General features: G+C 63.7%; 20 protein-coding genes. 7 read left to right on the top strand and 13 right to left on the bottom strand.

Annotation, left to right across the window (positions count from 1 at the left end; genetic code table 11):
- Positions 1 to 7 precede the first annotated feature (7 nt).
- Both GRI65_RS09485 and GRI65_RS09480 read right to left on the bottom strand, forming a co-directional pair.
- Positions 8 to 298 (bottom strand): J domain-containing protein, encoded by a 291-nt coding sequence (locus GRI65_RS09485; protein WP_160756256.1) that lies wholly within the window; start codon positions 296 to 298, stop codon positions 8 to 10.
- On the bottom strand, positions 295 to 1,116 hold the full coding sequence (locus GRI65_RS09480) for a division plane positioning ATPase MipZ (RefSeq protein WP_332872630.1): 822 nt from the start codon (positions 1,114 to 1,116) through the stop codon (positions 295 to 297). Before GRI65_RS09480 ends, GRI65_RS09485 begins: the two co-directional genes overlap by 4 nt.
- A 133-nt stretch (positions 1,117 to 1,249) precedes the next feature.
- Between GRI65_RS09480 and panC the strand changes: the two genes are divergently transcribed.
- Positions 1,250 to 2,116 (top strand): pantoate--beta-alanine ligase, encoded by an 867-nt coding sequence (gene panC, locus GRI65_RS09475; protein WP_160756254.1) that lies wholly within the window; start codon positions 1,250 to 1,252, stop codon positions 2,114 to 2,116.
- A 21-nt stretch (positions 2,117 to 2,137) separates the two neighbouring features.
- On the opposite strand, the gene GRI65_RS09470 is transcribed toward panC, so the two are convergent.
- From GRI65_RS09470 to GRI65_RS09440, 7 genes are all read right to left on the bottom strand, one after another.
- The gene (locus GRI65_RS09470; protein WP_408609047.1) at positions 2,138 to 3,820 is read right to left on the bottom strand and encodes a flotillin family protein; all 1,683 of its coding nucleotides are present in this window, start codon (positions 3,818 to 3,820) and stop codon (positions 2,138 to 2,140) included.
- 83 nt (positions 3,821 to 3,903) lie between these two features.
- The gene (locus tag GRI65_RS09465; RefSeq protein WP_269816306.1) at positions 3,904 to 4,542 is read right to left on the bottom strand and encodes an OB-fold-containig protein; all 639 of its coding nucleotides are present in this window, start codon (positions 4,540 to 4,542) and stop codon (positions 3,904 to 3,906) included.
- 119 nt (positions 4,543 to 4,661) lie between these two features.
- Positions 4,662 to 6,197 (bottom strand): acyl-CoA synthetase, encoded by a 1,536-nt coding sequence (locus GRI65_RS09460; protein ID WP_160756252.1) that lies wholly within the window; start codon positions 6,195 to 6,197, stop codon positions 4,662 to 4,664.
- A gap of 191 nt (positions 6,198 to 6,388) precedes the next feature.
- Positions 6,389 to 7,021: a M23 family metallopeptidase gene (locus GRI65_RS09455; RefSeq protein WP_332872629.1), complete on the bottom strand. Its 633-nt coding sequence runs from the start codon at positions 7,019 to 7,021 to the stop codon at positions 6,389 to 6,391.
- Between the two features lie 164 nt (positions 7,022 to 7,185).
- A complete protein-coding gene (locus GRI65_RS09450; protein ID WP_160756251.1) occupies positions 7,186 to 8,031 on the bottom strand; it encodes a ferritin-like domain-containing protein in 846 nt (281 codons plus the stop codon).
- Between the two features lie 8 nt (positions 8,032 to 8,039).
- Complete coding sequence (locus GRI65_RS09445) at positions 8,040 to 8,531, bottom strand: peroxiredoxin (RefSeq protein WP_232844027.1); 492 nt, start codon at positions 8,529 to 8,531, stop codon at positions 8,040 to 8,042.
- Positions 8,528 to 11,299 carry a bifunctional [glutamine synthetase] adenylyltransferase/[glutamine synthetase]-adenylyl-L-tyrosine phosphorylase gene (locus GRI65_RS09440; protein ID WP_232844026.1) on the bottom strand — a complete coding sequence of 924 codons (2,772 nt, stop codon included), beginning with the start codon at positions 11,297 to 11,299 and terminating at the stop codon, positions 8,528 to 8,530. Before GRI65_RS09440 ends, GRI65_RS09445 begins: the two co-directional genes overlap by 4 nt.
- A gap of 117 nt (positions 11,300 to 11,416) precedes the next feature.
- Between GRI65_RS09440 and GRI65_RS09435 the strand changes: the two genes are divergently transcribed.
- Together GRI65_RS09435 and GRI65_RS09430 are read left to right on the top strand one after the other, a co-directional pair.
- The gene (locus tag GRI65_RS09435) at positions 11,417 to 13,102 is read left to right on the top strand and encodes a M28 family metallopeptidase (protein WP_160756250.1); all 1,686 of its coding nucleotides are present in this window, start codon (positions 11,417 to 11,419) and stop codon (positions 13,100 to 13,102) included.
- A 16-nt stretch (positions 13,103 to 13,118) separates the two neighbouring features.
- Positions 13,119 to 14,102: an agmatine deiminase family protein gene (locus GRI65_RS09430; protein WP_160756573.1), complete on the top strand. Its 984-nt coding sequence runs from the start codon at positions 13,119 to 13,121 to the stop codon at positions 14,100 to 14,102.
- A gap of 70 nt (positions 14,103 to 14,172) precedes the next feature.
- On the opposite strand, the gene GRI65_RS09425 is transcribed toward GRI65_RS09430, so the two are convergent.
- On the bottom strand, positions 14,173 to 14,547 hold the full coding sequence (locus GRI65_RS09425; RefSeq protein WP_160756249.1) for a VOC family protein: 375 nt from the start codon (positions 14,545 to 14,547) through the stop codon (positions 14,173 to 14,175).
- Between the two features lie 142 nt (positions 14,548 to 14,689).
- On the opposite strand from GRI65_RS09425, the gene GRI65_RS15390 reads away from it, so the two are divergent.
- Positions 14,690 to 14,821 carry a hypothetical protein gene (locus GRI65_RS15390; RefSeq protein WP_269816305.1) on the top strand — a complete coding sequence of 44 codons (132 nt, stop codon included), beginning with the start codon at positions 14,690 to 14,692 and terminating at the stop codon, positions 14,819 to 14,821.
- Between the two features lies 1 nt (position 14,822).
- Here GRI65_RS15390 and GRI65_RS09420 read toward each other — a convergent pair whose 3' ends face one another.
- The 3 genes from GRI65_RS09420 to GRI65_RS09410 form a co-directional block, all read right to left on the bottom strand.
- A complete protein-coding gene (locus GRI65_RS09420) occupies positions 14,823 to 15,527 on the bottom strand; it encodes a sulfite exporter TauE/SafE family protein (protein ID WP_160756248.1) in 705 nt (234 codons plus the stop codon).
- A gap of 52 nt (positions 15,528 to 15,579) precedes the next feature.
- Positions 15,580 to 17,601, bottom strand: a complete 2,022-nt coding sequence (thrS, locus tag GRI65_RS09415) for a threonine--tRNA ligase (protein ID WP_160756247.1) — start codon at positions 17,599 to 17,601, stop codon at positions 15,580 to 15,582.
- 235 nt (positions 17,602 to 17,836) lie between these two features.
- Positions 17,837 to 19,510 (bottom strand): alkaline phosphatase D family protein, encoded by a 1,674-nt coding sequence (locus GRI65_RS09410; protein WP_160756246.1) that lies wholly within the window; start codon positions 19,508 to 19,510, stop codon positions 17,837 to 17,839.
- A 161-nt stretch (positions 19,511 to 19,671) separates the two neighbouring features.
- On the opposite strand from GRI65_RS09410, the gene GRI65_RS09405 reads away from it, so the two are divergent.
- Genes GRI65_RS09405 through GRI65_RS09395 form a run of 3 tightly spaced genes read left to right on the top strand, consistent with a single transcriptional unit; the run spans position 19,672 to position 20,680 of the window.
- Positions 19,672 to 19,845 carry a hypothetical protein gene (locus GRI65_RS09405; RefSeq protein WP_160756245.1) on the top strand — a complete coding sequence of 58 codons (174 nt, stop codon included), beginning with the start codon at positions 19,672 to 19,674 and terminating at the stop codon, positions 19,843 to 19,845.
- Complete coding sequence (locus GRI65_RS09400; protein ID WP_160756244.1) at positions 19,842 to 20,447, top strand: hypothetical protein; 606 nt, start codon at positions 19,842 to 19,844, stop codon at positions 20,445 to 20,447. The genes GRI65_RS09405 and GRI65_RS09400 overlap by 4 nt, the downstream gene beginning before the upstream one ends.
- The gene (locus GRI65_RS09395; RefSeq protein WP_160756243.1) at positions 20,444 to 20,680 is read left to right on the top strand and encodes a helix-turn-helix transcriptional regulator; all 237 of its coding nucleotides are present in this window, start codon (positions 20,444 to 20,446) and stop codon (positions 20,678 to 20,680) included. Before GRI65_RS09400 ends, GRI65_RS09395 begins: the two co-directional genes overlap by 4 nt.
- Positions 20,681 to 20,806 lie beyond the last annotated feature (126 nt).

Genomic DNA, 20,806 nt, shown 5'->3' with positions numbered 1-20,806 from the left:
CAGTTCCTCAACCGGGATGGGGTAATTCGTCGATCAGCAGGTCGCGCGCGGCGTTTGCCTCATGCACCTGGGCGTTGGTACCACCCCGGTCGGGATGGACCATGGCAACCAGTCGCTTGTGGGCTTCGAGCACTTCCTGACGCGAGGCAGTGGCGGACACCCCCAACAACTTTCGAGCGCGGAACAACGCTTGCTGGCGGGTACTGTTCTTGCCCGCGAGAAACTCCCACGGCCATTTGCCGAACGCAAGCTTGCACCCGACCGCGATCACCGCCGCGATCACCAGTAGCCGCATCATGCCGCTGCCGCCTTGGTACCGGGTGCAGGCCCGTCATTGGCAGCCGTATCACCGTGCGGCAGATTGAGCCCCGCCAGAAGCGAGCGCATTTCCTGCCGCGCAACCACATGGCTGGTGCCCAGTTCGCCCAAGTGACCCTTGTCCAGCAGGGTCAGCCCGGATGGAAAAAGTTCGCGATAGATCACGCGTTCGGACAATCCCTTTGCGACCCGGAAACCGGCACGCTTGGATAACTCCTTCAGCGCCTTTTCGATCCGGAGCATATTGCGGGCCTCGACGTGGCCGGTGCGGTTGCGCACCACGACCCAATCGATTTCCTGACGGCGCGACAAGGCGCGGGCCTTGCGGGTTTCCCAGATCAACTCGGCATAGAAGCTCAGCCGGCGGACCTTGAACGTCTCGGCATCGACCTGTCCGATGAGGTCGAAATCCACGAAACTGTCGTTCAGCGGGGTTACCAGGGTGTCCGCCTCGGTTGCGGCATGGCGGGCGAAGGGATCGTCGCGCCCGGGCGTGTCGACAATGAGGAAATCGGCGCCTTCGCCAATCCGGCGGGCGACGTCTTCGAATTCTTCGACGGTGGAACCAGTGAAGGTCTCCACTTTTGCACCCGGAAGCCTGATCCCCCGGCGAATTTCCGTTTCGCCGCGGTTTTCGAAATACCGCGCGAAAGTGCGCTGGCGCGGATCCAGATCTACCGCGGCGACCTTCGCTCCGCGATACGCCAGCGCGACCGCGACATGAACCGCGGTGGTCGATTTGCCGGTTCCGCCCTTCTCATTCGCAAAGGTAATCCGGTGGGGAGCTTTGTCGGGCACGGCGGGGCTGATCCTTCGGTGTGGCGATCGGGCTGGTCCCGACCGGTTTCGAATGTGATTGTTGCACGTTGTTTTTACACCCCGCCAACGGCTAGGGGTCTCGACAAGTTCTCTTATCGGAGGGGCCCGCCCCGTGCAAACCATCACCCGTCTCCACATGTTGAGAAATAGTGCAGCTTCGTTACGCCGCGATGTCGCTACGCTGGCGCTGGTGCCGACCATGGGCGCCCTTCACGAAGGTCACCTCACCCTCGTACGGGAGGCACGGCTGCTGGCCGACCACGTCTGCGTGTCGATATTCGTCAACCCCAAGCAGTTCGGCCCGAACGAGGATCTGGACGCCTATCCACGCCAACTGGAAGCGGATTCCGCGCTGCTCGAAGCCGAGGGCGTGGAATTGCTGTGGGCTCCCTCCGTGGAGGAAATGTATCCGTCCGGTTTTGCGACCAGCATATCGGTGGCCGGGGTGACCGAGAATTTCTGCGGCGCGGACCGTCCCGGCCATTTCGACGGGGTGGCGACGGTGGTGTGCAAGCTGTTCAACCAGGTCGGGCCCGATGTCGCCTGCTTCGGCGAGAAGGACTGGCAGCAACTCGCGACCATCCGCCGCATGGCCCGCGACCTCGATTTGTCGGCGCCCATGGCAGACCGGATCATCGGAATTCCCACGGTACGGGAACCGGACGGGCTCGCGATGAGCAGCCGCAATCGCTATCTTTCGCCCGAAAACCGCTCCGCCGCCGCGACCCTGCCGCGGGCAATGAAGGACGCAATTGGCCAGATCGAAGCCGGGGAGGCCGTTAGCGCGGCCCTCGCCGAACTGCAGAACCGGTTGACGGAAGCGGGGTTCTCATCGGTCGACTACGCCGATCTCGCCGATGCCGACAGCCTTGAGTTGCTGCGGGCACGGGGCAACACGCCAGCCCGCCTGCTGGTTGCCGCCCGCATTGGCGGCACCCGCCTGATCGACAACATGCCCGTGAGCGCAGCGCCGGATTAGCGGCAGGCTAAGCTCTGCGGCTCAGGCTTCCACTGGACTGGCTGGTTCTTCGGCTTCGTCCGGCGATCCGGCATTGGTCTTGGTGTTGGGCTTGGACGCCGACTTGGCAGCAGAGGGGGTGCCCGGTCCAGCTTCACCCACACTTCCGCCGACCAGCGATGCTCCTCCAGCCAGCGCGCCGAGCGAGCTGCCATCGAGGCCGAGTTCCTTCAGCAAACCGTCCAGCACCGGTGCCTGTGCACGGTAAGCAAGCGCAGCGCTGACGGCGTCGGACGCCAGATTGCCGGTGCCGCCGCCCGACCCATTACTACCGCCGTGTCCGCCGTGATTGGTCAGGCCGTCGACCTGCACGATCTTGATCGAATCGATTGCTTCCATCGGCTTAGCGCTTTCCCGGATCAGTTCCGGCAGCACTTTCAACAAGGCCAACTTCGTCTGCAGGCTGATCTGGTTCATCGACAGGATGTTGGCCGCTTCGTTGATCGCACGCTGGCCGGCAGCTTCCACTTCGAAGCGTACGCGGGATGCTTCGGCGCGTAGCCGCTCGGCATCCGCCTCGCCCTGCGCCGCCATTTTCACTGCTTCGGCGCGGTTGCCTGCAGCGTCTTTCTCGGCTTCCGCCTCGACCCTTACCTTGATCGCATCGCGTTCGGCGGTTTTCGATGCTTCGATCAGCTCGATACGCTTTTCACGATCGGCGATTTCGGTTTCGCGCGCGGTCAGGACGCCTTCTTCGGCGGCGACCGCCTTGGCCCGGGCAGCGTCGGCTTCGGCTTTTGCCTGGCTTTCTTCGCGCGACTTGTTCTGGACCGCGATCTGCTGTTCCTGGCGAGCGATCTCGAGGGCCTGGGTCTGCGCGATCCGCGCTTCTTCTACGACACGGTCGGCTTCGATCTGCTGGGAATCGACTTGGCGCTTGGCCTCGATCCGCGCCGAGTCCGCTTCCCTGCTACGCTCGGCCTGTTCCCGTGCGACTTCTGAAGCCTGCTTTGCGCGGCGCATTTCGACTTCGCGTTCCTGTTCCAGGCGGGCGAATTCATTGTCGCGCCCGATCTCGAAACTTTTCTGGTCAGCCTCGAGGTTTTTCATTTCCATCTGGACCCGCGTATCCTGCTCGATGTCGTTGCGGGCCTTCTTGCGGAGCTCGATCTGCTCGGTCAGCTTGGTCAGGCCTTCCGCATCGAACGCGTTGTTGGCGTTGAAATGTTCGATGCTGGTCTGATCGAGCCCGGTGAGCGAGACCGATTCCAGTTCCAGCCCGTTCATCGCGAGGTCGCTGGAGGATACCTGCTGGACCTTCTGGACAAAATCGGCCCGCTGCTCGTGCAATTCGTTCATCGACATTCCCGCCGCAACCGAACGCAGCGCGTCGACGAATTTGCCTTCGACGAGGTCCTTCAGTGCTTCGGGATGCATGGTCCGCAAACCTAGCGTCTGCGCGGCCATGGCGATCGCTCCGGCATCGGGCCGGACACGGACGTAAAACTCCGCCTTCACGTCGATGCGCAGCCGGTCGAGCGTAATCAGCGCGTCGGCATTCTTTCGTTCAACAGCAAGCCGAACGGTGTTCATGTTGACCGGCATGGTTTCGTGCAGGACCGGAAGGACCATGGCGCCGCCATCCATTACCACCTGTTCGCCGCGAAAGCCGGTTCGCACGAAGGCCACTTCCTTGGTCGCGCGGCGATACAACCGCGTTATCATGACCAGAATGATGAGCAGGAGGAGGAATCCGCCCCCGCCAAGTGCCGCCCAGAAAGTGAAACCGTCCATCATGTGCCTTTCATTCAAACTGTCGGCGCCAGTTGGCGCTCTGCAAGGGGTACCGCGTAAAAGGTCTCGCCATCCCGGCGAACCAGCAGAACTTCTTCACCCTGGGTCAGGACCTGGGCGCTGTCGTGGGGTTCGATCATGACCTGGTGCGGGCGCCCGTGACGGTCCATAACCTGCCCGCGGGCCGGCGAGAGGTGCGCAGCACGGCCGATCGAAATGGTCGCGCGTCGGCCCACGAGGGTATCGGTGCTGACCGCGGTGGTTTCGTCCTGCGGCAGAAGGCGGCCGAGCGGCCGGACTATCACGCCGGTAGCCGGAAGCGCCGCCACTCCGGCAAATGCTGCGGCAAGCAGGCTGTATAGCGGCGCGCCGAGCAGTCCTTCCGCAAGCATCTGGATACTGAAACCGAGCCCGGCGAACAGGAACAGCAGCGCTCCCAGCCAGATCGTGAAAGGCACCCGGCCAAGGCCGATGATGGTGGCCAGGCTGTCGGCAAATCCGGTGCCGCCCAAACCTTCGACGGTATCGCTATCGATATCACCGTCCAGCCCGCCGTCGGTGCCGAAATCGCCAACCCCGATCAGTTGGACAATTGCCAGCAACGCAAGCAGGAGCATGGCTACCGAAAACGGCAGATTATGGTCTGCAAACAAGTTTATAGCTGCGCCCCCTCGCCGATGCCCCGTCCGATATGCCTAGCAGAGCAGCGCCTGCCGCAACAGGACAATCGATGCGCCCGTACCGATTTTGAACAGCGTCGCGCGGCGAAAGCTCAGGCGGTTTCCGCGCGCGCCAGATATTCGTCCTTCAGTTTGCGCTTGTACAGTTTCCCGTTCGCTTCACGCGGGAGGTCGGCACGGAAATCGAACAGGCGCGGCAGTTTCAGCCGGGCGAGTTCGCCGGACAGATATTCGCGCAATTCGGCGGCGAGCGCATCGCCCGCTTCGGTCATGTCGACCGGCTGTACCACCGCCACCACGCATTCGCCCATCTCCGCGTCCGGCGCGCCGATAACGGCGGCATCCATCACCTTGGGATGGCCGACGAGCAGGTTCTCGACCTCCTGCGGGTAGATATTGACCCCGCCCGAAATGATCATGTTGCTGCGGCGGTCGGTCAGATACAGGAAGCCGTCTTCATCCAGCCGCCCGATATCGCCGAGCGTCGTCCACCCCTCGGCGTGGGTCACCTCAGCGGTTTTCCCGTCGTCCTTGTGGTAGGCGAACGGGTGCGGGCTTTCGAAGTAGATCACACCCTCCTGGCCCATCGGGACTTCGCCGCCGGATCCATCGCAGACATGCACTGTCCCGAGGATCGCTCGCCCCACCGTCCCGGGATGGGCAAGCCAATCCTCGGAGCCGACCATCGTCATTCCGTTGCCTTCGCTGCCTGCATAATACTCCCAGATGACCGGGCCCCACCAGTCGATCATCGCCCGCTTCACCGGTACCGGACACGGTGCCGCGGCGTGGATCGCATGCTGGTGCGAGGACAGGTCGTACCGGCCGCGCACGTCCTCGGGCAATTTGAGCAGGCGGACGAAATGCGTCGGCACCCACTGGCTTTCGGTAATGCGGTATTTCTCGATCGCTGCCAGCGCGCCTTCGGGATCGAATTTCTCTATCACCACCACCGTCCCGCCGAGGCGGTGGACCGTGGTGCTCCAACCCAGCGGGGCCGCGTGATACAGCGGCGCGGGCGAGAGATAGCGGCTGCTGCCGTCGGTAGGGAAATGGAACCCGTGCACCGCCAGCATCATCAACGGGGTTCCGGCTTGCACCGCCGGATTGGCGGGGGGCGCCGGGACGATACCCTTGGGCCTGCCGGTAGTGCCGGAGCTGTACAACATCACACGCCCCGCGGACTGGTCGGCGATCGGCGCAGCAGAACACGCGGACAGGGCGCTTTCCGCGGAATGTTCGCCGTCACCGCCGTAGACGAGCACCGGCAAGTCGAGGCCCGCCGCCTGCATCCGTCCCACGAGATCATCGAACAGCTTAGTCGTTATCAGCAGCCGTGCGTCGCTATCGCAAAGGATATAGGCCACTTCGCTGGCGGTAAGGTGGGTCGAGATCGGCACGAGGATAATGCCTGCCCGCTGGGCCCCCCAGTAAATCTCGTAATAGCGCGGCGAATTTTCCATCAGCACCGCAATCGCATCCCCCGCCGCCAGACCGCGGGCGCGCAGCAATTGCGCCACGCGGTTCGCGGCTTCGTCCATCTGGCGATAGGTGATCGTCTCGCCGCTGCCGGCCATGATCACCGCCGGATGATCGGGCCGCGACTGCGCGTGCTGTATCGGGTGCATGATGTTCCTCTTCCGCCGCCAGATTAGCCGGAGTTCAGGGGACAACAAGGGAAAACGAAGCCTGCCGGGCAGCGGGAGGCCGGGTTCTTTCCCGCAAAAGGAAAGGCGGCAGGATCGCCCCTGCCGCCTTTACTCAGGACACCCTCTCCGATGTCAAACTGGTATGTATCTGTCTCGCTAGGCGGTGAGGATTACTCGGGGCCGCCCTGGCCGCCTTCGTCCATCACGAGCGCGAACGCCTGCTGTGCTTCGGATTCGACCATGTAGGGAATGGGGTTTACCGCCTCGCCGTCCATGCGGACTTCGTAATGGAGGTGGGGACCGGTGGAACGGCCGGTCGAGCCGACATAACCGATGATTTCACCCTTGTTGACGCGCTGTCCGGCGGCGACTGCCAAACGGGACAAATGCGCATAGCGGGTTTCGAGGGCCGCACCATGCTGGAGCGAGATATACAAGCCGTAGCTGCTGAAGTGGTCGGCGCGCGATACGATGCCATCGGCTGTCGCATAGACCGGCGTCCCTGTCGGAGCGGCAAGGTCGACACCCTTGTGAGCGCGGCGACCGCCAATCACGGGGTGGGTGCGCATGCCGTAATCGCTGGTCAGCTTGGCAGCTGCGAGCGGCATGATGGAAGGAATTGCAATGGTAGTGGTCGGGGTAGGGGAGGAAGCGCCGGGGCCGTCAAGCGATTGCCAGCTGGCGAACAAATTGCGGAACTGTTCGTCACCGCCGCCCATCGGGGAAGTCCGGGCATCGCGCGCTGCGGCCGAGATGTCTGCCGAGGCGGCACTGGAGTTGGCAAGCGCCGGGTGTGCACCCATAGTCAGAAAACCGAAGAGCATTGCAGCCGCTGCAACCATCCGGCTTTGCTTAAGAATAGCAATCACAGACCCGTCCTTTTCTGCGATGTCTTGAAACACCGCCGAGACCCCGTTTCCCATCCGAACTACCGACTGCAGATCGCCGTGAAACTTTTTTTGAAGCTTTACGGAACTTGCCGCCGCTTCGTTGATTGTTGGGTTATCCGTGTATTCGTTAACGGCGCAATAGCGCTGTAGTAGTCTAGCGACAAACCGGCTGCGAGACGCGCCGAGTCGTTGAATGGCGGCTTCAAACTCCCCTTAAAATGCTCTGCGACCAAGGATTTCCAACGTTTTTGCGGATTCTCCCCAATTGAATCACACAGAGCGGTGAAATGCTTTGTGCCAAACCCGACGTGCCGGATTTCATCGTCAAGTATGCGACTCAGGATTTTCGCACCGTGCGCGTCGCCTTGCGATTGCACCTTGGCCAAGGTGGCCGGGGTGACGTCCAGACCGCGCGCTTCCAGCACCATCGGCACCACCGCCAGCCGGGCCATCACGTCGTGGCTTGTCCGCGCCGCCGCTTCCCATAGGCCGCCATGTGCGGGCAGAAGCCCGTAATGGCTCCCGAGTGTCCGGAGCTTGCGGTCGAGCAGGACGAAATGCATCGCCTCGTCCGCAGCCACCGACAGGAAATCGGACGTGAACTCCGGAGGCATCTCGCCGCCGAATCGGCCAACCATGTCGAGCGCGAGGTCTATCGCGATGAATTCGATATGCGCCAGCGCATGCCACAAGGCGATTCGCCCATGCTCCGAGCCACCCCCTCGCCGGGGCATTTGCGAGGGTTGCAGCAGTTCGGGGCGCGCGGGCCATGACGGCTGATCGGGCATGGCAACACTGAAATCGAAGTCCAGCCGGCCCTGCCTCCAAGCCCTCGCCACGGTGCGGGTCGCCATCACCTTGGCGCGCGGGTCCGCCGTCAACAACGCGGCGCGAATCGCGGCGGCGACACCCGTATCGGTCATGCTCCCGCTCAAAGCGCCCGGGCGGCTGCCAGCACTTCCTCCGCGTGGCCCTTCACCTTTACCTTGTGCCAGACTTGCGCGGCCTTGCCCCCGGCGTCGACCAGCACGGTCGTCCGAACCATGCCCATGTAGGTTTTTCCGTACATCTGCTTTTCCGTCCATATCCCCAGGGCATCGGACAGGCCACCGTTCTCCGCATCGGTCGCGAGGGGCACGGTCAGGCCATGTTTGGCGATAAAATTGAGATGCTTCTTTGCCGAATCCTTGCTGATCCCGAGGACCGCGGTGTTCGATGCAGCGAATTGGTCTTTCAACGCCGAGAAATCCTTGGCCTGGCTGGTGCAGCCCGGGGTGTTGTCCTTGGGATAGAAGAACAACACGACTTTCTGCCCCGCGAAATCCGAAATGCCTACCGTGCCGCCGTCGGTTGTTTCCAGTCCGATGTCGGGAATGGTGTCGCCCGCCTCGATAGTCTGCCCTGGCTTGATATCGCCCATCATTCAGTCTCCAGATCGGTTTCGAGAATCGCTTTCCAGCTCCGCGCGACGCTTTGCCGTGCCGCGGTGAAGTCATGCAACAGGCTTGTTCCGCTGACGCAGCCGCAGGCCTGCGCCAGCACGGCAAAGGCGGCCGGGGGCGGCTGCTGCAGATCAGGGGCCAGCAACCGCGCCGCGACCAGCATGCGGATCATCAAGTCGTGCGCGGGGCCGAGTTCTTCGGGCAGGTAACCCTCCGCCACCAGCGCAGAAATCGCGGTCCCCAGATCGGGATGAAACGCGGTCCGCTCGCGCAGTTGCAGGTAATGGACGATGAACTCGAGGTCGACCAGCGCGCCGCGCAGCAGTTTCGCGTCAAGCGGTCCCTTGGGGGATTTGTGCGCCGCCATTTCGCTGCGCATGTCGAGCAGGCTGGTCCGCAATTGGGCCGGATCGCGCGGCGTGCCGAGAACGTCGGCAACCAGCGCCTCCAGTTCCTCCCTGGCGGAGGGCGATCCGCACAGCACCCGCGCCCGGGTGAGCGCCATGTGCTCCCACGTCCACGCGCTTTCGCGCTGATACCGGGCGAAGCTGTCGAAACTCACCGCCAGTGGCCCTTGGGCGCCCTGCGGCCGCAGCCGAGTGTCCACTTCATACAGCGCGCCTTCGGCAGTCGGGACGCTCAGCGCCGCGCTCACCCTGGTCGCCAGCCGGTTGAAATAAAGCGTCGTGCCCAGTGGCCGGCAGTTGGCCCGCCCGCCACAATCCGATTCGCCTTCATGCGTGCCGCTAAACAGGTAGATGATGTCGAGATCGGACGCGTGGGTCATTATCCCGCCCCCCAGCCGGCCCAGCCCGAGCACCACCAGCTCGCTGTCCGCAACGAACCCGTGCGCCTGCACAAAGGATGCGTTTGCGGCCTCCCCCGCGACTTCGATCGCCGCTTCGGCGACGCGCGAGAGCGCCGCGCCGATCGCCAGCGGATCGTGCGCCGCGCCAACCAGCTGGACCCCCAGAGCGAAGCGCTTTTCGCCGGTGACGATTCGGATGCGGTCCAGTCGCTGTTCATAATCGGCGGCGTGGCCGTCTGCCGACCTCATCGCCTGCGCCAGCTCCAACACATTGCCCGGCAGGTCCAGCGCGCTGCGATCGATCAAAGTGTCGAGCAATTCCGGGCGCCGGCCGAGTTCGCCAGCCAGCGGCGGCGCCAGGGTGAGGATCTTGACCAGCTGGTCGAGCAGCGCGGGCCGCGCCTCGAGCAGGCGGAACAGATTGATCGCGCTGGACGCGCCCGCCAGCAGTGCTTCCCATCGCAAGATCGCGCCGTCCGGATCGGATGCCTGTCCCAAGGCTTCGATGAGGTCCGGCAGGATCGCCTCGAAAGCCGCGCAGGCGGCGGGGCTGCGGAGCGTGCGGAAGCGCCCATCCGTCCAGCCGCGTATCCGCTCCAACAGCGCTTCAGGGTCCGCGAAATCGAGCCGGGCAACCAAGTCTGCAAGACCACCGCTCGACTTCTGTGAGCCGGGCACCGAACGGTTTTCGGCATCGATCAGCCGGTCGAACCGCGCGCCGACCTCCTCGGTCAGTTCGCGCACTTCGGCGACCATTGCCGCCCCGTCCGCAAAGCCTTCCAGCCGTGCGACATTGTCGAGCGCCGTGCCGGACGGCAGTGCATGGGTCTGCTGGTCGTCAACCATCTGCAACCGGTGTTCGAGCGTGCGGAGCCGGTCATACGCCGCGCCGAGGACCGCGGCGTCTTCGGCCGAGATATGACCCGCCGCCGCCAGCGAATCCAGCGCTGGCCGGGTACTGCGCTGGCGCAGTGAGGGGTCGCGTCCGCCGTGGATCAATTGATGCGTCTGGGCGAAGAATTCCACTTCGCGAATTCCACCGCGCCCGTGTTTCAGATTGAAGCCGGGGCCGGGGACCTTCGGACCACGGTAATTGTCCCGGATCCGCGCGGTCAGCCGGCCGATTTCCTCGATCGCCCCGAAATCGAGGCTGCGGCGCCATACGAAAGGCCGGATCGCCGCCAGGAATGCGCGGCCCGCGTCGATGTCGCCGCTGCACGGCCGCGCCCGGATATAGGCCGCCCGTTCCCACGTCAGCGCGGAGGATTCGTAATGGGTCAGCGCGGCATCCAGCGAGATCGCCAGCGGGCTGACTTCGGAAGCGGGACGGAGGCGCAGGTCGACCCTGAAAACATAGCCCTCGGCGGTGTTCTCCGACAGTATCTGCACGATGTCCCGGGCATAGCGCTGCGCCGCCTCCCCCGGCTCGTCCCGATCGCGGCGCGGAAGCGTTTCGGGGTCGAACAGCAAGATCGGGTCGATGTCGGAACTGTAATTGAGTTCCTGCGCGCCGTGCTTGCCGAGCGCCAGTGCGATCATTCCAGTTGGCATCCGGGTCGGCTTTTCTTGAAGGTCGGCGTCCGGCACGCGCCGTAAAATCGCTGCCCGGATGGCGGCGTCCAGCGCGCGGTCCGCGAGGTCGGACAATTCCTGCATCACCCGGCCCACCGGAAACGCACCCGCCAGATCGCCGACCGCCAGCGCCACGGCATACGCGAGCCGCTCTCGGCGCAAGGCCGTGCGGACATCGGCAATATCCGCACCCGCTTCCCGCGCATGAGCGAGCGCATCCTCTCCCCGGCCGGCAGCAAGCATCGCCGCCAGCTCCGGCATTCGCTCGAGACCGCGCGCCAGGAACGGTGCGTGCGCCCGGGCACGCGTTAGGGCATTGTTCCAATCGGCTTCCATCGCGGCGCTGTCTGCCCGTCCCGCGGGTGCCATGCAAGGACGGTGCGCGGTGGGATGCGGGAGGATGGGCCTTGCCGTTACCCACCAGCTTTGCAACAAAGGCCGCCTGACACGATGTAAGCCGGGGGGATCCCCGAAAAGGACCGATAAATGTTGCAACGATTGACCAAGACAGCGCTGGCCTTGGCGCTCATACCGGCCTTGTCGGGCTGCAACACCGTCAGCAGCACCGAACTGGAAACCCCCGAGGTCGCGGCCGGCGACATCTCGATCCAGACAATGAAGGAAGTTACCAAGACCCTTTCGTCCGACGAGTTCGAAGGCCGGATGCCCGGCACCCGGGGCGAGGAGCTGACCGTCGCGTTGCTGATCGAGAGATTCGCCAATGCCGGGCTGGAACCGGGCAACAAGGGATCGTGGGTCCAAGAAGTGCCGCTGGTCGAGATTACCGGCACGGATTACGCGCCGCTCACGGTGTCGGGGAACGGCACCGAAATGTCCTTCGCGCCGTCCACCGACTGGGTCGGCGTGACCTACCGCGAAGATGCAGCGACCACTCTGGAAGACAGCGAACTGGTGTTCGTCGGCTACGGGATCAATGCCCCGGAAAAGGGCTGGAACGATTACGAAGGCATCGACATGGCCGGCAAGACCGCGGTCATCCTGGTGAACGACCCCGATTACGAGACCGAGGGGCTGGAAGGCGATTTCAACGGCCGCGCGATGACCTACTACGGGCGCTGGACCTACAAATACGAAGAGGCCGCCAAGCAGGGCGCGGCGGGCGCGATCATCATTCACGACACTTTCCCGGCCGCATATGGCTGGAACGTGGTCGAAAGCAGCTGGACCGGGCCGCAGGCCTATGCCCGGCGCGGCGAGAATGCTCCCGCACTCACCACCATGAACGGCTGGGTGCAAAAGCCGGTAGCAGAAAAAATCCTCGTTGCAGCAGGCAAGGATCTCGGCGAATTGTCCGCCGCGGCGAAACAGAAGGGCTTCACCGCTGTTCCGCTGGGCCTCGAAGTATCGACCAGTTTCAAGAACGACATTCGCCGGTTCTCCTCCAAGAACGTGATCGGGCAATTGCCGGGTGCCAAGCGTCCGGACGAATACGTCCTCTACACCGCGCATTGGGATCACCTGGGACGCTGCACGCCGGACGAGACCGGCGATGACATCTGCAATGGGGCCATCGACAACGCTACCGGCACCGCCGCCCTCGTCGCGCTGGCGGAAGCGCAGGCGAAGGCGGGAGCCGCCGACCGGTCGCTGGTGTTCCTGGCGGTGACGGCGGAGGAATCGGGGCTGCTCGGCTCCGACTATTACGCCGCCAATCCGGTTTTCCCGCTCAGCCAGACCGTCGGCGGGGTCAATATGGACGCGCTGTCCATGGCCGGACCTGCGAAGGACATCGTGGTGATCGGCCCGGGCAAATCACAGCTCGACAAGTTCCTCGACAAGGCGCTGGCCGACGAAGGCCGCGTAGCCGTGCCGGAAACCACACCGGAGAAGGGCTATTACTACCGGTCCGACCATTTCGGTTTTGCCAAACGCGGCCTGCCGATGCTGTATGTCAAAGGCGGCGGCGACCTGGTGACCGGCGGACCGGCAGCTGGTGCGGCGTATGAGGATGCCTACCGCGAAAACGCCTATCACGGTCCGAACGACGAATATGACGAGAATTGGGACTGGACCGGGGTGGAGCAGGATCTGCAGGTCTATTACCGGCTCGGCCGCATGCTGGCGATGACGCGGGCTTGGCCGAACTGGGTCGAAGGCGACGAATTCCGCGCCATCCGTGACGAAAGCTGCGAAGCTGACGGCGGCTGCTGAAAAAAGTACGGCTGCCATGACACTCCGGATGCCGCCCGAATGGGCGCCGCAGGATTTGCTGTGGATCGGCTTTCCCCACGACGGAGAGGAATGGCCGGGCTTTCTGGCGCGCGCGCAGGAACAGATCGCCGGTTTTGCCAATGCGGTTGCCGACAGCGGACAGGACGTGCGCCTGGTGGTGCGCGATGCTGGCAACGAAGCGCGGGCACGAGAACTGGTCAGCGGTAAGGTGACGCTGGAACGGCGCGCTTACGGTGATATCTGGCTGCGCGATACGGGGCCGCTGGTGGTTGCGGACGGAGGCGGGCGCAAGGCCGTGCGGTTCGGTTTCAACGGCTGGGGCGGTAAATATCTGATGCCGGGGGACCAGACCATCGGGGCGGAACTGGCCGCGGACGCGGGCCTGCCCGTGGAAGTTGCCGACTGGATCCTGGAAGGCGGCGCGGTCGACGGCGACGGCACCGGACTGGCGGTGACGACCGAGCAATGCCTGCTCAATCCCAACCGCAATCCTGGCCTGACTCGCGAAGATATCGAGCAGCGTCTGGCAGGCGACCTCGGCTTCGAACGCGTGCTGTGGCTGGGGGACGGGCTGGTGAACGACCATACCGACGGTCATGTCGATAATCTCGCCCGCTTCGTCGCGCCCGGCGTTCTGGCGCTGCCGCGCGCGACCGGGGCGGACGATCCCAACGCCGCAATCTACGCCGACGCCAAGCGCCGCGCGGAGGCGTTCAGCCTAATTGTCAGCGAAATTCCTTCGCCGGGCCGGATAGAGCGGGACGGCCGGATCGAACCCGCCAGCTACGCCAATTTCGCGGTCACCACCCGTCTGGTGGTGGTCCCGACCTTCGGTTCGCCGCACGATGTGGACGGCGTCGCGGCCATCGCCGCCATGTTTCCGGATCGCGCGACCGTTGGCCTGCCCGCCGATGCAGTGCTGGCGGGTGGCGGCGGCTTCCACTGCGCGAGCCAGCAGTTGCCTGCGGTTGAGAGCTAGCTATCCGGAGGTCACATGCGCAGTAATGAGGTTCGATTTGCCTGAAATCGGGTGGTAAGCTGCCTCAGCGCTATTTCATCAGACTGGACGGCCAGCCCACTCGAACCAGTAGTCCGTCTGGCGACCCGACCGCGAACTCGTAAAGGCCCCACTCGCGATGGCGTAGGATGCCGCCGGGACGGATGATCAGATCATCGACCATTTCGGCAATGGTTTCGACATCGGGAGTCCTGATGAAAACACCGAACGGATTATGTTCCGGGACCCGCCAGATACCTTCGCCTGCTTGCGTAAGATGAACTTCGCAGCCCCAACCAGTCATGATGATGTAGTCGTCGTCTCCGCCACTTCGGGTGAAACCGAGGCGTTCCCAGAAATGGGGAGCAGTTCGCAGTTCATTGCACGGAACAATTGCGAAGGCTCCGGTGCTAGGAATATCTCCCATGAATTCCTCCTGTCTCGCCACTCCGTATGAACATATGCGGCTCGCCGGGAAAGTCTGCAATGTCGTCGTCAGCTGACAAAACAAATTGCCGGCGCTCCCAACTTTAACCTTTCGTTAGCGGTTATGCCCGACAACAGCCCTCATGGCACAAGCACTTGCATTTGCGCGCAGCGTCGAGGTCTCTCCGGTCGAGACGCTTCGAACGATTATCGTTGGCGGCTGCGCTGCGGCGTTGATCATGGCGGGCCAGTTTCTCCCCGCCCTCGGCCTGTAAACTAGACCAGCTTCGCCAGCGCGCCGATTGCCGCCGCGCCCAGCACCAATCCCGCAAAACTGCGCCATAGCGCCGGACTTACCTTGCCGAAGGCGAAGCCGCCCAGCGCGTTGCCGATCAGGATCGCGGGGAACAGAATCGCGGCCAGCACCGCGTCCTTCATCTCCATCAACCCCAGCGCCAGCGCGGCCAATGACCCCGCGATAGAGGTCGCCAGGAAAATCGCCATCATCGATGCGCGGGCCGTCTGGGGATCGATTGCGCGCCGCAGGTAGTAGGGGATCACCGGCGGCCCGGGCATTCCCGCGAACCCTGTCAGCACCCCGGCCGTTATCCCCGTTGCCCCTGTTTCCAGGAAATGCGGGCGGTAGGTCTCGACACGTTTCGGCAACAGCACGATAATGAAGGCCGCGATCGCGACCATCGCGATCAGGAAGCGGGACACCGCCGGATCGGTGATCGCCAGCGCCCACAGCCCTAGCGGGGTCGCCACCATGGCGAGGATGGAAATCGGCCAGATCGATGGTTCCGAATGGCCGGCCACCTTGCGCAGCCCCACCAGTCCGATCAGCAGCGCCAGCAAATTGCTCGTCACCACCGCCGATTGCGGCGAAATGACCAGCCCGAGAACCGGCACTAGCAAGATCGCGAGGCCATACCCCGACAGGCCGCGAACAAACGCCGCAGCCAGCCCCGCCGACACCATCAGGCCCAGCTGTTCCCAGGTGAAACCCGCTAGCAGGATAGGACCGAGCCGGTCAGCTTGCCCGCAGGTCCGGTGCGGTTGCCTCGGCCTTCAGCATCGCAATCGCTTCGTCCAGCGAGACGAATTTCTGCTGCTGTTCGCCCAGCGTGCGAATGGCGACGGTGCCTTCCTCCGCCTCCCGGTTGCCGACCACCAGCAGGTGCGGAACCTTCTTCACCGAATGGTCGCGCACCTTGTAGTTGATCTTCTCGTTACGCACATCGAGTTCGGCGCGAATACCGGCTTGCTGCAGGCGGGCGAGCACGGTCTGCGCATAGTCGTCCGCGTCCGAAACGATGGTGGCGACCACCGCCTGCACCGGAGCCAGCCACAGGGGCAGCTTGCCAGCGTAGTTTTCGATCAGAATACCGATGAAGCGCTCGTACGATCCGAAAATCGCGCGGTGCAGCATGACCGGGCGGTGCTTGTCGCCGTCTTCGCCGATGTAATGCGCGTCGAGGCGGTCTGGCAGCACGCGGTCGGACTGGATCGTGCCGACCTGCCACGTCCGCCCGATTGCATCGGTCAGGTGCCATTCCAGCTTGGGGGCGTAGAACGCGCCTTCGCCGGGCAGTTCTTCCCAGCCGAATTCCTCGGTGGCCATGCCCGCTTCGATCACCGCGTTGCGCAGTTCGTCCTCGGCCTTGTCCCAGTCGGCGTCGCTTCCGAAGCGCTGATCCGGGCGCGTTGCGAGCTTGATCGCGAATTTCTCGAAGCCGAGGTCCCTGTAAACCCGGCTGGCGAGTTCGCAGAACTGCCGCACTTCGGCGATCACCTGATCCTCGGTGCAGAAGATATGCGCATCGTCCTGCGTGAACTGGCGCACCCGCATCAGCCCGTGGAGCGCGCCGTGCGGTTCGTTACGGTGGCAGCAGCCCATCTCGCCCAGCCGGATCGGGAGGTCGCGGTAAGACGTGATGCCCTGCTTGAAGACCAGCACATGCGCCGGGCAATTCATCGGCTTCAGCGCCATCCACTGCGCGTCGCCGGAAATGACTGGACCTTCGTCATCGACGTTGGGCACTTCGTCGGGAATGACGAACATGTTTTCGCGGTACTTGCCCCAATGGCCGGACTGTTCCCACTGGCGCGCGTCCATCACCTGCGGGGTCTTGATTTCGCGGTAGCCGCCATTGTCCATCATCCGGCGCATATAGGCTTCCAGCTCGCGCCAGATCTTGTAGCCCTTGGGATGCCAGAACACGCTGCCGTGGGCTTCTTCCTGCAAGTGGAACAAATCCATCTCGCGGCCCAGCTTGCGGTGGTCGCGCTTGGCGGCTTCTTCCAGCCGCACCAGATGTTCGTTCAGCTGTTTCTTGTTCAGCCAGCCGGTGCCGTAAATGCGCGTCAATTGCGCGTTCTTCTGGTCGCCGCGCCAATAGGCGCCCGCCACACGCATCAGCTTGAACGCCTGCGGGTCGAGCTTGCCGGTGCTCGCCAGATGCGGGCCGCGGCACATGTCGAGCCAGGAATTTTCGGTATCCTTGGCGCCGCTGCGATAGACCGTCAGCTCTTCGCCTTCGGGCAATTCGTTCGCCCATTCGGCCTTGAACGTCTCGCCATCGGCCTGCCACTTGTCGATCAGTTCCTGACGGGACCACACTTCGCGGATCAGCGGCTTGTCGGCCTTGATGATCTCGCGCATCTTTTCTTCGATCGCGGGCAGATCGTCCATGCCGAACGGTTCGCGGCCAGCCGGAGCCATCACGTCGTAATAGAACCCGTCGTCGGTCGATGGGCCAAAGGTGATCTGCGTGCCGGGCCACAGCGCCTGGACCGCTTCGGCGAGCACGTGGGCGTAATCGTGCCGCACCAGTTCCAGCGCGTCGGCCTCGTCCCGGCTGGTGATCAGTTCCAGCCGTGTGTCGCCGTCGAACGGCCGCATGATATCGCGCACTTCGCCGTCCACGCGGGCGGCCAGCGCGGCCTTTGCCAGGCCGGGCCCGATCGCGGCGGCCACATCGGCAGGTGTCGAACCCTGCGGCATTTCGCGCACCGAACCATCGGGCAGGCTGATCTTCAGCATTTCACTCATCGAAACTGTCTCACCTGTTCTTTGAGCGCGCCATGGCACAATGCAGCGCGCGCCGGAAGTCCGGTGTCGGGAGAATGTCAGCTTCGGGAGGTGACACCATGCCGCCCGAAACCGGGCGACGGTGGCTGCGGATCAGGCCGCGACCAACCGCCCCGGAGTGATCCGGGTGGTAGTGGTCGTGGTCAAGGTGCGCATGTGCGTCATGCCGCAGCCATAGCAGCAGCGTTGCAGCGCATCAACCTACGTCGAGCGTTTGGCTGCCTGCCTCGCTGGTGATCCGTTTCGTTCCGGCCAGCACGGTGGACCGCGTCCTGATCCCTTGCAGGAAGTGATAGTCGGTGGTGATCCGGGCGGGAGTGAGTTCGACCGCCATATAGCCGCGCTGGCCGGTGTCCGCCCATTGCAATTGCGCGTTGCCTGCTACTTGCCGGGCGGCGAATTCCTGAGGCTTCAGCAGCGGGAGGTAATATTCCGCGCCGGGCGAAGTCACCGAATGTCCGGCGAACTCTATCCCCGCCGCCGCGCCGCCCCGGTCCAGGTTCGACGCCCAGCCGTTGTGGCTGTCGCCCGCCAGCACCACCATATTGGCGTTCGCGTCCTGCGCCGCGCCGAGCAAGCGGTCGCGCGCGGCCGGGTAACCGTCCCACGCGTCCATGTTGAACGGCAAGCCGGCCTGCGTAGTGGCGTTGACGACCTTCAGCCTCTGGCGGACATTTTCGGGAAGCCCGTCGATCACTCCGTCGAGGTCAGGCAGCGACAGGGTCATGCTCGACATCACGATTTGCTGCGCCAGCACCTGCCAGGTCGTGCCCGAGCGACGCGATTCGCGAACCCCGTCGTACAGCCACGCCTCCTGCGCGGGCCCCATCAGGCTGCGTTCCGGATTGCGCCACGCGCCGTCGCGGAATGTGTCGAGCGCGGCGGCGAGTTTGTCCGGATCGCTTTCGACTCCCTTCACGATGTCGGACATGTCGAAAGGCTTATCGCGGCCAACCAGCCGTGTTTCGAGCCGGAAGATCGTGGCGAGGGTTCCGACATCGTATTTTGCCCAGGGCTCGTCCGATATCGGCATCCATTCACGGTAGGCCTGCATCGCTGCGCGCTTGCGGACCTCCCATTCACCCTCGATGTCTGGCTGGTGGTTTTCCGCGCCATCCCGGTACGCGTCGTTCGCGCTTTCGTGGTCGTCGGGCACGGCAACCACCGGGAACAGCTGGTGCAGCCGCTGGAGGTCGGGATCGCTGCGATACGTCGCATAACGGAGACGGTAATCGGCGAGCGCGACGATTTCCGACCGTGGATCGAGCAACCGCCCCGGCAGGGCATCCTTCGCCGCGGGATAGGTCCCCGCACCGTATTCATAGATGTAGTCGCCGGTGTGGATCACCAGGTCGGTTTCGTCCGTCTCCGCGATGTGGGCGTAACCGTTGAACCACCCGAACCCGAAGTTTGAGCAGCCGACCACTGCCAGCCGGAACCGCGGAGTTTCACCCACCGGGAGCGTGCGGGTGCGGCCGATATCGGAGACTGCTCCGCCCGGCGCGATGAAGCGGTAATAATACCAGCGGTCGGGCTCCAGCCCTGTCGCAATCGGCTTGACGCAGCCATCGCGTTCGGGGAGCGCATCCACGTTCCCGCCCGAAACAACCCTGCCGAAATCGGTGGTCTCGCTGACTTCGTAACGCAGGGTGGCGGACGCATCGCCGACGTAGCGGGTCCACAGCAAAACCTGCGCCGGTCCCGGCTCCCCGCTCGCCACCCCGTGGGTGAACCCGCGCATGGTGGACGCTGCAGCGGCGAACGGCGCGGCGGCGAGCCCCGCCCCCAGCACACCGGCCCGGAACAGGCTCCTGCGGTCCAGTGAAAGCGCGGTGCGGGGATGGGTGGTCGGCGGGGGCTGGGTCGTCATGGCGATGATCTACGTCGATTTCATTGCAGCACCAAGTCGGTTTGTACGCCCCTGACAATGTGCAGCTCATGACAAGCAACATAAGCTTATTGTCAATCATGCTTGACTTTATCGCGAATCGAAGTAAACCGTCCTTTACATAGTGAAAAGGAGCATTGACCATGACCCAATATCAGAAAGCGTTGTTGCTGTCGGGCGCGATGATCGCGGTGGCTGTCCTCGCAATCTTCGATTTCGTGCCGGAGGAGTTTGCGCAATACGGGCCAGTCGCCCTGTTGGCGATTTTTCCTTCCGCTTGGCTGGGCAAGAACCGGACATGCCGGGTGAAGCAATGAGCGGCGGATCCAAACACGCGGGCCGGAAACCGAATTTCTGGGCCGGAATGGGCCTTGCCATTTTTGCGTTTTTGATCGCGCTGAATACTACGGGTGCGATCAACCGGACCACGACCCTGATCCTGCTGGCGATCCCGATCTTCATGGTGGTCCTGTACGTGCGCGCCCTTGGCCGGCAGCCGCGAACTAACGCCTGCGCCGGCATGGCCAGTATCCGGTACACCCGCGGGATTGCCATTTCCTCCGCGGCCTATCTAGTTGGCCTGGGGACCGCGATGTCGGTGTGGCGCAACTACGATCCGTCCACCGCCGTCACTTGGCTTCTCGCCATGCTGCCGATCGCCCCGATCTTCTGGATGATCTACGTCATGGGGCGGTACATCGTGGAAGAAACCGACGAATACCTGCGGCACCGGGCAGTGCTGGCATCGCTCGTCGGACTGGGCTTCGTGCTCGCCATCGGATCGTTCTGGGGATTCCTCGAAACCTTCGAACTGGTGCCCCACGTGCCGGGGTGGTGGGCCGTGCCGATCTGGGCGGTAGGTATGGGCCTTGGGCAGGGCTGGCTGGCGCTGCGGGACCGTGCAGGGGGCGAAGAATGAAAAACCGCCTCAAGGTCCTGCGTGCCGAACGCAGTTGGAGCCAGCAGGATCTGGCGGAGAGGCTCGAAGTCTCGCGCCAGAGCGTGAATGCGATCGAAACCGGCAAGTACGATCCCTCCCTGCCGTTGGCCTTTCGCATTGCCGAAACATTTGGTATGTCTATCGAAGCGATATTCCTGCGCGACCCTGCGGCGTTGCCAGGCGAAAATGGCCAAGTTGAAAAGGAAGGATGAGACGATGCGATTCCTGACCTTGCTGGCAGTCGTACTGCTGGCCGCGTGCAACAACTCCGAACCGGGCCGCGATAACACCGTCCCGCTGCACCTGCCGGAAATCTACTGACCTTACGATTCCGCCGC

It is taken from the genome of Allopontixanthobacter sediminis, assembly GCF_009828115.1.
GTDB classification, from domain to species: domain Bacteria; phylum Pseudomonadota; class Alphaproteobacteria; order Sphingomonadales; family Sphingomonadaceae; genus Allopontixanthobacter; species Allopontixanthobacter sediminis.
Note: the sequence above shows the minus strand (reverse complement) of the source record. Positions and strands in the feature narration are given on the sequence as shown.

Bases quoted from the DNA above. Each gene is read 5' to 3' on its own strand.
- GRI65_RS09485 (WP_160756256.1), bottom strand. From the start codon at position 298: ATGATGCGGCTACTGGTGATCGCGGCGGTGATCGCGGTCGGGTGCAAG.
- GRI65_RS09470 (WP_408609047.1), bottom strand. From the start codon at position 3,820: ATGATAACGCGGTTGTATCGCCGCGCGACCAAGGAAGTGGCCTTCGTG.
- GRI65_RS09460 (WP_160756252.1), bottom strand. From the start codon at position 6,197: ATGCACCCGATACAGCACGCGCAGTCGCGGCCCGATCATCCGGCGGTG.
- GRI65_RS09455 (WP_332872629.1), bottom strand. From the start codon at position 7,021: ATGGGTGCACACCCGGCGCTTGCCAACTCCAGTGCCGCCTCGGCAGAC.
- GRI65_RS09450 (WP_160756251.1), bottom strand. From the start codon at position 8,031: ATGACCGATACGGGTGTCGCCGCCGCGATTCGCGCCGCGTTGTTGACG.
- GRI65_RS09445 (WP_232844027.1), bottom strand. From the start codon at position 8,531: ATGATGGGCGATATCAAGCCAGGGCAGACTATCGAGGCGGGCGACACC.
- GRI65_RS09440 (WP_232844026.1), bottom strand. From the start codon at position 11,299: ATGGCACCCGCGGGACGGGCAGACAGCGCCGCGATGGAAGCCGATTGG.
- GRI65_RS09435 (WP_160756250.1), top strand. From the start codon at position 11,417: ATGTTGCAACGATTGACCAAGACAGCGCTGGCCTTGGCGCTCATACCG.
- GRI65_RS09430 (WP_160756573.1), top strand. From the start codon at position 13,119: ATGACACTCCGGATGCCGCCCGAATGGGCGCCGCAGGATTTGCTGTGG.
- GRI65_RS09425 (WP_160756249.1), bottom strand. From the start codon at position 14,547: ATGGGAGATATTCCTAGCACCGGAGCCTTCGCAATTGTTCCGTGCAAT.
- GRI65_RS15390 (WP_269816305.1), top strand. From the start codon at position 14,690: ATGGCACAAGCACTTGCATTTGCGCGCAGCGTCGAGGTCTCTCCGGTC.
- GRI65_RS09420 (WP_160756248.1), bottom strand. From the start codon at position 15,527: ATGGTGTCGGCGGGGCTGGCTGCGGCGTTTGTTCGCGGCCTGTCGGGG.
- thrS (WP_160756247.1), bottom strand. From the start codon at position 17,601: ATGAGTGAAATGCTGAAGATCAGCCTGCCCGATGGTTCGGTGCGCGAA.
- GRI65_RS09410 (WP_160756246.1), bottom strand. From the start codon at position 19,510: ATGACGACCCAGCCCCCGCCGACCACCCATCCCCGCACCGCGCTTTCA.
- GRI65_RS09405 (WP_160756245.1), top strand. From the start codon at position 19,672: ATGACCCAATATCAGAAAGCGTTGTTGCTGTCGGGCGCGATGATCGCG.
- GRI65_RS09400 (WP_160756244.1), top strand. From the start codon at position 19,842: ATGAGCGGCGGATCCAAACACGCGGGCCGGAAACCGAATTTCTGGGCC.
- GRI65_RS09395 (WP_160756243.1), top strand. From the start codon at position 20,444: ATGAAAAACCGCCTCAAGGTCCTGCGTGCCGAACGCAGTTGGAGCCAG.